General features: G+C 72.9%; 8 protein-coding genes and 1 pseudogene. 4 read left to right on the top strand and 5 right to left on the bottom strand.

Annotated elements, in window-relative coordinates:
• Positions 1-147: 147 nt before the first annotated feature.
• A pseudogene (locus AB0K37_RS35085) lies at positions 148-1,311 on the top strand (cytochrome P450); the annotation flags it as partial.
• Between the two features lie 10 nt (positions 1,312-1,321).
• Here AB0K37_RS35085 and AB0K37_RS35080 read toward each other — a convergent pair.
• Positions 1,322-2,209: a metal-dependent hydrolase gene (locus tag AB0K37_RS35080; RefSeq protein ID WP_363988499.1), complete on the bottom strand. Its 888-nt coding sequence runs from the start codon at positions 2,207-2,209 to the stop codon at positions 1,322-1,324.
• A gap of 122 nt (positions 2,210-2,331) precedes the next feature.
• Positions 2,332-4,857 carry a valine--tRNA ligase gene (gene valS, locus AB0K37_RS35075; protein ID WP_363988496.1) on the bottom strand — a complete coding sequence of 842 codons (2,526 nt, stop codon included), beginning with the start codon at positions 4,855-4,857 and terminating at the stop codon, positions 2,332-2,334.
• 128 nt (positions 4,858-4,985) lie between these two features.
• Here valS and AB0K37_RS35070 point away from each other — a divergent pair, with 128 nt between their 5' ends.
• Positions 4,986-5,273 (top strand): DUF4235 domain-containing protein, encoded by a 288-nt coding sequence (locus AB0K37_RS35070; protein ID WP_179836389.1) that lies wholly within the window; start codon positions 4,986-4,988, stop codon positions 5,271-5,273.
• 217 nt (positions 5,274-5,490) lie between these two features.
• On the opposite strand, the gene AB0K37_RS35065 is transcribed toward AB0K37_RS35070, so the two are convergent.
• A complete protein-coding gene (locus AB0K37_RS35065; protein ID WP_363988493.1) occupies positions 5,491-6,309 on the bottom strand; it encodes a hypothetical protein in 819 nt (272 codons plus the stop codon).
• A 52-nt stretch (positions 6,310-6,361) separates the two neighbouring features.
• A complete protein-coding gene (locus AB0K37_RS35060) occupies positions 6,362-6,658 on the bottom strand; it encodes a DUF4193 domain-containing protein (protein WP_117404125.1) in 297 nt (98 codons plus the stop codon).
• A 504-nt stretch (positions 6,659-7,162) separates the two neighbouring features.
• Here AB0K37_RS35060 and AB0K37_RS35055 point away from each other — a divergent pair.
• Entirely contained in the window at positions 7,163-8,827 is a 1,665-nt protein-coding gene (locus AB0K37_RS35055; protein ID WP_363988490.1) for a serine/threonine-protein kinase, read from the top strand.
• Complete coding sequence (locus AB0K37_RS35050) at positions 8,824-11,607, top strand: ABC transporter substrate-binding protein (RefSeq protein WP_363988488.1); 2,784 nt, start codon at positions 8,824-8,826, stop codon at positions 11,605-11,607. The genes AB0K37_RS35055 and AB0K37_RS35050 overlap by 4 nt, the downstream gene beginning before the upstream one ends.
• A 42-nt stretch (positions 11,608-11,649) precedes the next feature.
• Here AB0K37_RS35050 and AB0K37_RS35045 read toward each other — a convergent pair.
• The coding region (locus AB0K37_RS35045; RefSeq protein ID WP_363988485.1) for a HAMP domain-containing sensor histidine kinase at positions 11,650-12,886 on the bottom strand (1,237 nt) is incomplete at its 5' end.

Genomic DNA, 12,886 nt, shown 5'->3' with positions numbered 1-12,886 from the left:
TTTGTTCTCTGGTGTTCTGCGGTGTCCTCGCCCGCCGGGCCCGGGCCCCCCCCGCCCCCCCCCCCCGCGGGGGCCCCCCCCCCCCCCCCCCCGCCGGGGGGGGGGGGGGGGCGGCGGGGCCCCCCCCCCCGCGACCGCCCGGCGTTCTTCCCCGAGCTCAAGCTGCCGTTCATCCGGACCGGGCCGGGCTACTACGCCCTCACCCGGCACGCGGACGTGGTGGAGGCCAGCCGGACGCCGGAGGTGTTCAGCAGCGAGCCGTGCTCGAACAGCATCGCCGACCTGCCCCGGTACATGGCCCGCTACTTCGGCTCGATGATCAACATGGACGACCCGCGGCACGCCAAGATCCGCAGGATCGTGTCGCGGGCGTTCACCCCGCGCGTCCTCGCCAAGCTGGAGACCGACCTGCAGGCGACCGCGACGCGGATCGTCGACGACCTGGAGCGCAAGGGGTCGGCCGACTTCGTCACCGACGTCGCGGCGCGGCTGCCCGTGCAGGTCATCTGCGACATGATGGGCATCCCCGAGCAGGTGCGCCCGATGGTGTACGACCGGACGAACACCATCCTCGGGCTCGGCGACCCCGAGTACGCCGGCGGCCGGGACGTGACCCGCGAGGGCATCACCCGGATCGGCGTCCTGTACGGGCTGCTCATGGCGATGTCCGCCGGGTACGAGCTGAACCACCTGGCGATGAAGCTGGCCCGCAGGCGCCGCCGGCATCCCGGCGACGACCTCGTGTCGCGGCTGGTCTCGGCCAACGTGGACGGCGAGTCGCTGACCGACCAGGAGATCGGCTCGTTCTTCATCCTGCTCGTCGTGGCCGGCAACGAGACGACCCGCAACGCGATGACGCACGGGCTGAAGCTGTTCACCGACAACCCCGAGCAGCGGGCGCTGCTGATGGAGGACTTCGACGCCCGCATCCCGGGGGCGGTCGAGGAGATCGTCCGGATGGCGACGCCGGTCATCCAGTTCCGCCGGACCGTGACCCGCGATCACGAGATGAACGGCCAGCGGTACCGGGCGGGCGACAAGGTCCTGCTGTTCTACAACTCCGCGAACCGCGACGCGGAGGTGTTCACGAACCCGGACGTCTTCGACATCACCCGCTACCCCAACCCGCACGTAGGGTTCGGCGGCCCCGGCCCCCACTTCTGCCTCGGCGCGAACCTGGCCCGCCAGGAGATCACGGTGATGTTCCGGGAGCTGTTCACCCGCGTCCCGGACATCCGGGCGAGCGGAGAGCCCCAGATGCTCTACTCCAACTTCATCAACGGCATCAAGCACCTGCCCTGCGCGCTGTGAGCGGCGCGGCTCAGGACGCCCGGCCGCCCGCGGCCCGCGCCGCGGGCGACGACGCGAGGTAGTCGAGCGCCCGCTGCGTCGAGCATTCGCGGGACGGGTGGTAGTCGCGCCGCAGGTAGGCGCGCCCCGCGGAGATCATGAACCGGTTGCTGGGGAAGAGCCCGCGCCGCACCGCCCGCCGGTAGTCGCGGATCCGCGGGCGGACGCCCTTCAGCGTCGGATCGGCCCGGCACAGGAACACCGCCCCGGCGTACACCATCAGCGGCAGCGCGAGGACGCCGAGGAAGAACGCGATGAACCGCATCCAGTACCGCCCGGCCACGTGCTGGTAGACGTCGAACGCGACGGACCGGTGCTCGACCTCCTCGGCGCCGTGCCAGCGCAGCAGGTCCATCATCGTCGGATCGGCGCCGGCCTCGTCCAGCTCGCGGGCGTCCAGGATCCACTGCCCGAGGACGGCCGTGTAGTGCTCGATGCCCGCGATGACGCCGATCCGCACGAACAGCCAGCGCTTGCGGGGCAGGAACGGGATCCAGCACCGGTCGCCGAGGATCCGCCGGAACACCCACTCGATCCGGTCGGTGAGCGGGCCCGGATCGAGGCCCTGATCCCGCATCTGCCGGTCCAGGACGCCCTGGTGGGAGTAGGCGTGCACGGCCTCCTGGCCCATGAAGCCCTTGACCTCGCGGTACAGGCGCTCGTCGTCGCGGACGAGCGGGAGCGCCTCCTTGTAGACGTGCACGAACCACCGCTCCCCCGCGGGCAGCAGCAGGTGCAGGACGTTGATGAAGTGCGTGGCGACCGGCTCGTCCGGGATCCAGTGCAGCGGCGTGTCCGCCCAGTCGAACCGCACCCGGCGCGGGGCGATCACGGGGTGCCGCTCGTCGATCTCGCTCATCCCGTGTCCCTCCCGCGCCGCGCCGGACCCGTTCGCGCCGTCCCGCCCGGCGGCACCCAATTAGACCGCCGATCTAATATGTGGAGTGCGCCGGATCCGCGTCAAGACCCGGCCGGGGTGATCTACGTCGCGGGGGCCAGGACGACGTCGACGGTGAGCGCGGCGGGAGCGTCCTCCAGGGTCAGGTCGGCGATCCGCCCGGCCGCGGCCAGGTCGGGACGCGCGATCCGCGTCACCTGCGAGCCGCGCACGACGGCGCGGGACACGTCGGCGCGCATCGACGCCCTGGCCTCCGACTTGGCCTTGCGGACCTGCCGGAGCGCCTCGCCCGTGGCCGCGAGGACGGCCGGGTCGCCGCCCGTCGGCAGCTCGGCGGCGGACGGCCACGGTGCCGTGTGCACCGACCCTCGCCGCCACCACGACCAGACCTCCTCGGTCACGAACGGCAGGACGGGCGCGAACAGGCGCAGCAGGACCGACAGCGCGGTGCGCAGCGCCGCACGCGCGGACAGCGCCTGCGGCCCGTCCCCGTAGGCGCGGGCCTTGACCAGCTCCAGGTAGTCGTCGCAGAACTCCCAGAAGAACCGCTCCGCGCGCTCCAGAGCGCGCGCGTAGTCGTAGCCCTCGAACGCCTCCGTCGCCTCCTCGACGACCCCGGCCAGCGCCGCCAGCATCGCCTTGTCCAGCGGCTCGGTGACCGGCGCGTCCGGGGCCGCCTCACCGAGCCCGAGCACGAACTTCGACGCGTTGAGGATCTTGATGGCGAGGCGGCGGCCGACCTTGATCTGGCCGGTGTCGAACGCGGTGTCGGTGCCGGGGCGCCCGCTCGCCGCCCAGTACCGGACGGCGTCGGAGCCGTACTCGCGCAGCAGGTCGATCGGCGTGACGACGTTCCCCTTGGACTTCGACATCTTCTTGCGGTCGGGGTCGAGGATCCACCCGGACAGGGCGGTGCCCTTCCAGGGCAGCGAGCCGTGCTCCAGGTGCGAGCGCACGACCGTGGAGAACAGCCACGTCCGGATGATGTCGTGCGCCTGCGGCCGCAGGTCGTAGGGGAAGACCCGGGCGAACAGGTCGGCGTCGCGCTCCCAGCCGCCCGCGATCTGCGGGGTCAGCGACGAGGTGGCCCAGGTGTCCATCACGTCGGGGTCGCCGGCGAAGCCGCCCGGCCGGCCGCGCTGGTCCTCGGTGAAGCCCGGCGGGACGTCGGACGACGGGTCGACCGGCAGCGCGTCCTCGGCCGGCACGATCGGGTCGTCGTACACCGGCTCGCCGGACTCGTCCAGCCGGTACCAGACGGGGATCGGCACGCCGAAGAACCGCTGCCGCGAGATCAGCCAGTCGCCGTTCAGGCCCTCGACCCAGTTCTCGTAGCGGGCCCGCATGTAGCCCGGATGCCACTCCAGTTCGCGCCCGCGGGCGAGCAGTTCCGCGCGGACGCCCTCGTCGCGGCCGCCGTTGCGGATGTACCACTGCCGGGTGGTGACGATCTCCAGGGGCTTGCTGCCCTTCTCGTAGAACTTCACCGGCCGGCTGATCCTGCGGGGCTCGCCGTCCAGGTCGCCGGACTCGCGCAGCAGCTCGACGACGCGCTCCTTGGCCGAGAAGACCGTCTTGCCCGCCAGCTCGTCGTACGGCCGTGCGGGAACGCCCTGCGGCGGGTCGGCGGCGAGCCGCCCGTCCCAGTCGATGATCGCGCGGGTCGGCAGGTCCAGCTCGCGCCACCAGGTGACGTCCGTGACGTCGCCGAACGTGCAGATCATCGCGATGCCGGAGCCCTTGCCGGGGTCGGCCAGCCGGTGCGCGACGACCGGGACGTCGACGCCGAACAGCGGCGTGCGCACGGTCGTCCCGACCAGCTCCTGGTACCGCTCGTCGTCGGGGTGCGCGACCAGCGCGACGCAGGCGGGAAGCAGCTCCGGCCGCGTCGTCTCGATGTAGACGGGGCGCTGGTCGCCGTGGAACCGGATCCGGTAGAACGCGCCGGGGTGCTCGCGGTCCTCCAGCTCGGCCTGCGCGACGGCGGTGCGGAACGTGACGTCCCACAGCGTCGGCGCCTCGGAGACGTACGCCTCACCGCGGGCCAGGTTGCGCAGGAACGCGCGCTGGGACGCCGTCCGGGCGGTGGCGCCGATGGTGGTGTAGAGGTGGCTCCAGTCGACCGACAGGCCGACGCGGCGCCACATCTCCTCGAAGGCCTTCTCGTCGACCTCGGTGAGGCGCTCGCACAGCTCGATGAAATTGCGCCGCGAGACCGGCTGCTGGCGTTTCGGGTCGGGCTTGGCCGGGGGCTCGAAGTCGGGGTCGTAGGGAAGGGAAGGATCGCATCGGACGCCGAAATGGTTCTGCACGCGGCGCTCGGTCGGAAGGCCGTTATCGTCCCAGCCCATCGGGTAGAAGACCGCCCGACCGCGCATGCGGTGGTACCGGGCGACGGTGTCGGTGTGGGTGTAGGAGAAGACGTGGCCGACGTGGAGGGATCCGCTCACGGTGGGCGGCGGGGTGTCGATCGAGTAGACCTCGCCGCGCGGCCGGGTGCGGTCGAAGCGGTGGACTCCCTCGTCCTCCCAGACGCGTGCCCATCTGTCCTCCAGGCCGTCCAGGGAAGGCTTCGGAGGGACGTGCGGAGTACGCGGCTGCTCTGTCATGAGGCCAATCGTATTGACATCGGCCCGGGTCGCATGCCGATTACCGGCGCCGACGCGGTGATCGCCTTCCCCTCCGGGGGCGGGCCGTTCCGGTAGCGTCGGAGACGACAGGACGAGAGAGGACCAACATGGCGGACAAGGGCGACATCGGCTGGCGGGTGATGGCCGGAGCGGCCGCATTCGCGGGCGGCTTCGTCGCGAAGAAAGTCATCACGCTGGCCTGGAAGAAGAGCACCGGCAAGGAGCCTCCGACCAACCCCGAGTCCCCCGACGTGGCGCTGGCCGAGGCGATCGGGTGGGCCGTGGTGATGGGCGTCGGCATGGAGGTCGCGCGGCTGCTCGCCACCCGGGCCGCCGCCCACCAGTGGGCCAAGGGCACCGGCCAGCTCCCGCAGAACCTCAAGGCCGACGTCTAGAACGTCCCGCGCCGGGGCCCTCCCCCGGTCGGCGGCCATGCGCGTCGTGGCCGGTCCCTCCGCTGATCGGAGAGACCGGCCACGACGCGTTCTCGCTGTCCCGGGCCGCCTGAGGGTTCAGGCGCCCGCGAGATGAAAGGCGCACGGAAACGGTCGCGCCGCGCAGGACGCGCCGCCTCCTCGACACCCGCGTGTGCCGCCAGGGGGTGGGCGGCCGCTAGGGGTCCAGGCGACGGGGCTGGTCGCCGGGGAGCGGGGGCAGGGAGCCGGCGATCTCCCGCAGGTCGTTGCGGACCTTGAGGGCCAGCCCCTTGGTCGCGGAGCGGTTGAGGGCGGCGCCGGCCGCGGCACCGGTGAGCAGGGGGCCCATGGTGGACAGGCTCCGGCCGAAGACGCGGAGCATGCGCCGGCGCAGCGCGCTCTTGGCCGCCGTGCCGAGGGCGCTGGTGAGGGTGCCGCCTTCCAGGGGGTTGATGCCGCGCTGCCGGGCCCAGGACGTCACGAACGCGGCGCCGCGCGCGGTCCCGGACCCCTGGACGCTGACGCCGTACACCTCGTGCAGTTCGGCGATCATCTTGACCTCGATGGCCGCGACGACGAGCGTCTCGGCGGCGAGCTGGGCGGGCGCGGTCAGCAGCAGCGGCGGGGCGGCGAACTCCACCGCGGCCAGCGCGCCTCCGGCGGCGCCGACGGCGGTCGTGGCGTTGCCCGCCGCCTTGACGATCCGGTCGGCGAGCTCCTCGCCCATCAGCCCGTGGTGGTGGGCCTGCAGGGTCTCCAGATCGCGGATCGGGATGTGCGGCGCCGCCGCGAGGAGCAGGTCGGCGAGCCACCTGCCGCGCGCGACGCCCGCGGCCCCCACCTTCCGGGCGCTCTGGCCGAGCAGCCTGGCCAGTCGCCCGAGCAGGCGGCCGCGGGTCTCGCCGTCCATGTCCTCGTCGGAGGCGAGCCGGCCGATCAGCTCGCCCAGCTCCGTGGAGCCGTCGCCGCGCGCCGGCTCCACCTCGCCATGACGCGGTTCGATCTCTCCCGTCACCCGGCCTCTCCCGTCACGCGCCCTCGTCCCGTCACCCCGTGTCCGCCGCCGGTCAGGCGGCGCACTCGCGGCAGACCGGCTGGCCGTTCTTCTCGGTGGCCAGCTGGCTGCGGTGGTGCACCAGGAAGCAGCGCGTGCAGGTGAACTCGTCGGCCTGCCGAGGCACCACCCGGAAGGTGAGCTCCTCGTTCGACAGGTCGGCGCCCGGCAGCTCGGCGACCTCGCCGGCGTCCAGGTCCTCGTCGATGATGCTCGCCGCCTTGTCGGCGCGGCGTGCCTGGAGCTCCTGGAGGCTGTCCTCGCTCAGGTCGTCGTCTGTCTTGCGTGGGCTGTCGTAGTCGGTCGCCATCTTCTATCTCCATCCCCCTCAGTGCTTTATGCGCCCCGTCGCGCGGATCTAACGCTCGGGGGGCCGTTCTTGTGCCCGATCCGGGCGGGAAATTCTGTCACGGTTGGTGACCTGCGACACACGAGGCGCGACCGTTCCCACGAGTGACACCCATCACCCGACTCTTCCCTCGCACTGTGTCATCCATCACATACCCGGCGGGTGACACGGCCCCGTTCCGGGGGCCGCGGCGCCTGCCGGGGTTCCCGCGGCGGCGGGATCATATCGGTCCCGGAGGCGTTGTGCGCACCGCCCGCCCCGGTGCGGCGGGACGGCCGTACCCGGCGGGCGGAACACCGAACCGGATACATCGGTGAAACGTCAGAACTAACGCGATATCGTGCCCGCCTGAGGTTGGGGGCGGATCCCCTGCGGGGGTCAGCCCGGCGATCGCCGGCACGGGGCCCCGCGAGCGGGTCCGGCGCACAATGTCGCGGACATCACTGCGGGTCACTGGAGGGTCAGATGCCGGATGCCGCTCCGCTGGAGCCGGGCGATCCTAGGGCACTCGGACGGTACGAGGTCATCGGACGGTTGGGCGCCGGGGGCCAGGGCGCCGTCTACCTGGGCAAGGCGCCGAACGGCGAGTACGTCGCCGTCAAACTGCTGCACGCGCAGATGGCCAACGATCCGGCCGCACGCGCCCGGTTCACCCGCGAGGTCGCGGCGGCGCAGAAGGTCGAGCCCTTCTGCACGGCCCGGGTCCTCGAGGCCGACGTCCAGGGCGACCAGCCCTACGTCGTCAGCGAGTTCATCGACGGGCCCTCCCTGCACGACGTCGTCGCGCACGACGGCCCGCGCGGCGCGGCGGAGCTGGAGCGGCTCGCGATCGGCACGGTGACCGCGCTCGCGGCCATCCACGAGGCCGGGATCGTGCACCGCGACTTCAAGCCGAACAACGTCATGCTGGCCTCCGACGGCCCGCGCGTCGTCGACTTCGGCATCGCGCGGACGGTCAACTCGCAGGAGAGCGCCGTCACCGCGACCGGCATGGTGGTGGGCACGCCCGGCTACCTGGCGCCCGAGCAGCTCACCGGCGCGCCGCTCACCCCGGCGGTGGACATCTTCGCCTGGGCCGCGACCATGGTGTTCGCCGGCACCGGGCAGTCGCCGTTCGAGGCCGACACGCTGCCGGTCATCATCAACCGGATCCTCAACGAGGAGCCCGACCTGTCGGCGCTGCCCGCCGGGCCGCTGCGCGACCTGATCGGGCGCTGCCTGTCCAAGGACGCGGGCCTGCGCCCCCCGGCGGCGCAGCTGCTGCTGAACCTGCTCGGCCATGTCGGCGCCGCGCCCGCGAACCAGGGCGGCGGGCAGGAGGACCTGCTCAACCAGGGCACCCGGATCGCCTCGCAGCTCCCGCCGCCGCCCCCGGTGCCGCCGGCGCCGCGGCCCCGGCCGCAGCAGCAGCCGATCACCCCGCCGCCGATGCCGCTGCACCAGGGCGGGATGCCCGGCCCCGCCGGGCATCCGCAGCAGCCGATCACGCCGCCGCCGATGCCGATGTACCAGGGCGGGGCGATGCCGCCCCCGCCGCAGACGCAGCCCCGGATGCCGATGCCGCCCGGCCCGCCGCAGTACGGGCAGCCGCCGAAGCAGTCCAGCTCCGCGGGGCCGATCATCGCGATCGGGTGCGGCGCGCTCGCGCTGATCGTGATCCTGGTGGTCGTGGTGCTCGCCGTCATCGGGGCCAACAGCGACGACGACCCGCCGACGCCGACCTACTCGCCGCCGAACACCTACACGCCGACCGACAGGCCGACCACCAGCACCACCGGGGGGCTGCTCGGCAACTGGACCGGCAACGGGTACCAGCCGGGCGCCGGAACCGGCCACACCTCCTTCAACGTCAAGTTCTCGCTGCTGTACTCCAGCGGTGTCGCGACGTACACCTATCCGTCCGGCGCCCAGGACACCTGCTACACCCGGCTCTCGCTGCTGTCCGGCGACGAGAGCAGCTCGAGGGTCCTGTACCGGGAGACGCCGATGGCGGGGATGGACCCGAAGGAGTGCGCCTCCGGGTACGTCACGTTCATCCCGTCCTCCGGCGGCACCACGATGCGGTGGGAGTGGCGCCAGCTCCAGTCCGAGACGACCGCGACCGCGTACGGGACCGTGTCCAAGGGATGACCGAGGTCGCCCCCCTCCGCAAGGGCGACCCCTCCCGCCTCGGCGCGTACCGGCTGACCGGCCTGCTCGGCGAGGGCGGGCAGGGCGCCGTCTACCTCGGGGAGGACGAACCGGGCCACCGGGTCGCCGTGAAGCTGCTGCACGCGCGCTTCAGCGGCGACCCGAAGGCCCGCTCCCGGTTCGCGGCCGAGGTCGCGGTCGCCAAGCGGGTGTCGGCGTTCTGCACGGCCCGCGTCCTGGACTCCGACGTCGAGGGCGACCGCCCCTACATCGTCAGCGAGTACATCGACGGGCCGGCGCTGTCGCGGGTGCTGGCGCAGGACGGCCCGCGGCGCGGCGCCGACCTGGACCGGCTGGCGATCGGGACGATGACGGCGCTCGCCGCGATCCACCAGGCGGGGGTCGTGCACCGCGACTTCAAGCCCGCCAACGTGCTGCTCGCGCCGGACGGCCCGCGGGTGATCGACTTCGGCATCGCGCGGGCGCTGGACGCCACCGGGACCATGTCGAGCACGGCGGTCGGCACCCCCGCCTACATGGCGCCGGAGCAGATCTCCGGGGCGCCGGTCGGGCCCGCCGCCGACGTGTTCGCCTGGGGCGCCACGATGGCGTACGCGGCGAACGGGCGGCCGGCGTTCGGGCAGGACTCGATCCCGGCGGTGATGCACCGCATCCTGAACCTGCCGCCCGACCTCGGCGGCCTTCCCGAACCGCTGCGCGGCATCGTGGCGAACTGCCTCAGCAAGGACCCGGCGCTGCGTCCCGCCTCCCAGCAGGTCCTGGCGCACCTGCTGGCGCTCGCCGGCACCCTCCCGCAGCCGGCGGGCGCCCAGCAGCCCGACGCCCGGGACCTCTCCCAGGACGCCCTGATGCTCACCCAGGGCGCCCAGACGGCGGCCACCGAGTCCGCACGGCTGCGGACGCAGACGCCGGCGCCCTTCCAGGCCGTCCCGCCGGCGCCGCACGCTTCAGTGCCGCCGCACGCTTCAGTGCCGCACACGCCGCCGCACGCACCGCCGCCCATGCCCGGCGCGGGGTGGCCGTCACCGGCCCCGCCGCCGCCCAACGGGAACACGCCCGCCACATGGCCGTCCGTCTCCTCTCCAGGGGTCGACTTCACCAAGCCGTCCGGAAGGCGGAAGGGTCCCCACATCGGCGTTCTCGCCGGGGCGGGGGGCGCCGCGCTGGCCGTGGTGGTTCTCGCCGCCGCCGTGGCCTGGGTCCAGTTCCGCGGAGACGGCGACCAGGGCACGACGGCCACTGGCGGACGGGTCGGCGGGACGCTGCCCGTCGCGATGTCGACGCCGACCGCCACCGACGGCGGGTTCGACCCCTCCCGCGCCCTCAGCGGCACCGAGCGGTTCCTCAGCAAGCAGCTGTTCACCGGTCTCACCGAGGTCGGCGCCGACGGCACCGCCCGCAACCGGCTCGCGACGGCGATCAGGCCGGACGCCGAATGCCGCACGTGGACCATCACGCTCAAGGACGGGACGAGCTTCAGCAACGGCGAGACCGTCGACGCGCAGGCGTTCGCCCGCGGCTGGGCGCGCAGCGCCGCGGACAAGACCGGGCCCGCGTCCTACCTGATGACCGACATCGAGGGGTACTCCTCCGTGTCCGGCGGCGGGGCCGGGTCGCTTTCCGGGGTCAAAGTGGTGTCGGGCACCTCGCTCGAAGTCGCGCTCACCTCTCCCAACTGCGACTTCGCGGACCGGCTGTCCGAACCGGCGTTCATGCCCGTCCCCGAGGAGGCGGGCGAGGTCGACAACGCGGCGTTCAACACCCGTCCCGTCGGCAACGGCCCGTTCAAGCTGCAGGACTACACCAAGGGCGTGTCGGTCTCGCTCGTCCGGAACGACCGCTGGGCGTTCGGCAAGACCAGGCTGGACGGCGTCACGGTGATGCTGACCGACGATCCCGCCAAGGGGCGCACCGCCTACACGGCCGGGCAGACCGACTGGTACGCGGTGGGCACCGAGGATCTGGCCTCGACCCCGAGAACGGGCCTGGTCTCCCGTCCCGCGCCGTTCACCCGGATGCTCGTGCCGATCACCGCCCGGGGCCCGATGAAGTCGAGGGAGGCCCGGCAGGCCGTCTCCTACGCGCTCGACCGGAGCAAGCTCAGCCAGGCGCTCGGCGGTTTCCCCCAGCCCGCGCACGGCATCGTCCCGGTGACGGTTCCCGGGTTCGGCCGGCGCGGCGTCTGCCCGTCCTGCGACGGAACGGACCCCGAGAAGGCGAAGATGCTGGCCGCGGGGGCCGGGCTGAAAAGCGGCACCGCCGTCCGGCTGTACTACCGCCAGTCGCCCGTCGACCAGCGGCTGGCGGCGGTCGTCAGCTCGCTGCTGAGGTCGGTGCTGGGCGTGCAGGTCGAGATGAAGTCCTACCCCGTCGCCGAGTTCACGAAGTACCGGGACGACGTCATGTCCAAGGACGCGTCCGGGCTGGCCTTCCTGCCGTACGGGCCCGACTACCCGGGCGCCTACACGATGCTGTGGCCCCTGCTCGGCGGCGGCGAGGCGAGCGACACGGGCTTCTACAACCTGGGCAAGTGGAGGAACGACACCTTCGACGGGACGATCTCCAAGGCGCTCAGGACGGCGGCGCCGGCCGACCGGACCGGGCTGTTCAAGCAGGCCGAGAAGGTGGCGCTGGACGACATGGCCCTCATCCCGCTGCTGAACGACGCCCGGGTCGCCATGGTCCGGCCCGGCAAGTACGTCGGGCTTGAGCCGGACTACGACGGCGACCCCACCGCGGCGGCCGCCGCGTACAAGTAGCAGCGGCGGCCGCCGCGTACCAGTAGCGGCGGCCGCCGCGGCTCACGCGGCCGGCTGGCCCGGGGGGAGGCGGACGGTGACGATCAGTCCGCCGCCCGGCCGCGGCACCGCGTAGACGGCGCCGCGGTGCGCCAGCACCACCGAGCGGACGATCGACAGGCCGAGCCCGGCGCCCTTGGCCGACTCGACGCGGTCGGCGTTCAGCCGCCGGAACGGCTCGAACAGCCGCTCCACCTCGTAGGCGGGCACGACGGGCCCGGTGTTCTCCACCTGGACGGTGGCGTAGCCCTCCAGCATGCCGGTGCGGATCCACAGCTCGCCGCCGTCCTCGACGTTGTGCTTGATCGCGTTCTCGACGAGGTTGGACACCAGGTGCTCCAGCAGCACCGGGTCGCCGAGCGCCGTCCCGGGCGTCAGCTCGGGATGGACGGCGACGTCGTTGTCGTGCTCGCGGCGGGCCGACTGCTCCAGCACCGTCGCCGCCACCTCCGCCAGGTCGACCGGCGTGCGGGCGGTCAGCTCCCGCTCGCTGCGGGCCAGCAGCAGCAGCCCCTCGATGAGCCGCTCGTGCCGGGCGTTGGTCGCCAGCAGCGTCCGGCCGACGGCGCGCAGGTCGTCGGAGACCTCCGGGTCGCCGAGCGCCACCTCCAGCAGCGTCCGGTTGATCGCGAGCGGGGTGCGCAGCTCGTGCGAGGCGTTCGCGACGAACCGCCGCTGGGTGTCGAACGCCTGCCCGAGCCGCTCCAGCATCGCGTCGAACGTGTCGGCGAGCTCCTTGATCTCGTCGTCCGGGCCCTCCAGCGCGATCCGCTCGTGCAGCGTGCTCTCCGAGAGCCGGCGCGCGGTGGTGGTGACCCGCTGCAGGGGGCTGAGGGCCCGGTCGGCGACGAACCAGCCGAGCACCAGCGTGATGACGCCGACCCCGCCGAGCGCGAGCAGCGACCGCCCGACGAGCTGGCGCATCGTCTGCTCGACGAACTGGCGCTGCAGCTCGGCCGCCTCCGCGTCGGAGATGCCGAAGCCGATCACCTTGACGTTGCCGAGGATGTTGGCCATCAGGACCGACATCACGAACAGCAGCAGCGCGCCCGCCATGAAGAACAGCAGCCCGTACAGCAGGGTGAGGCGCAGCCGCACGCTCATGCGGCCCGGCGTCACCGCCATCTGGGCGAACGCCCCGCCGCCCTCGCCGCGCCACATGCCCTTCGCGGCCGGGTGGGTACCGTCGACTACGGAACGCTCGCCGGCCGGCTCGTCGCCGCCGTGGAGGGGGAGCCCC

The sequence above is a fragment of the Actinomadura sp. NPDC049753 genome (assembly GCF_040674655.1).
GTDB classification, from domain to species: Bacteria; Actinomycetota; Actinomycetes; order Streptosporangiales; family Streptosporangiaceae; genus Spirillospora; species Spirillospora verrucosospora.
Note: the sequence above shows the minus strand (reverse complement) of the source record. Positions and strands in the feature narration are given on the sequence as shown.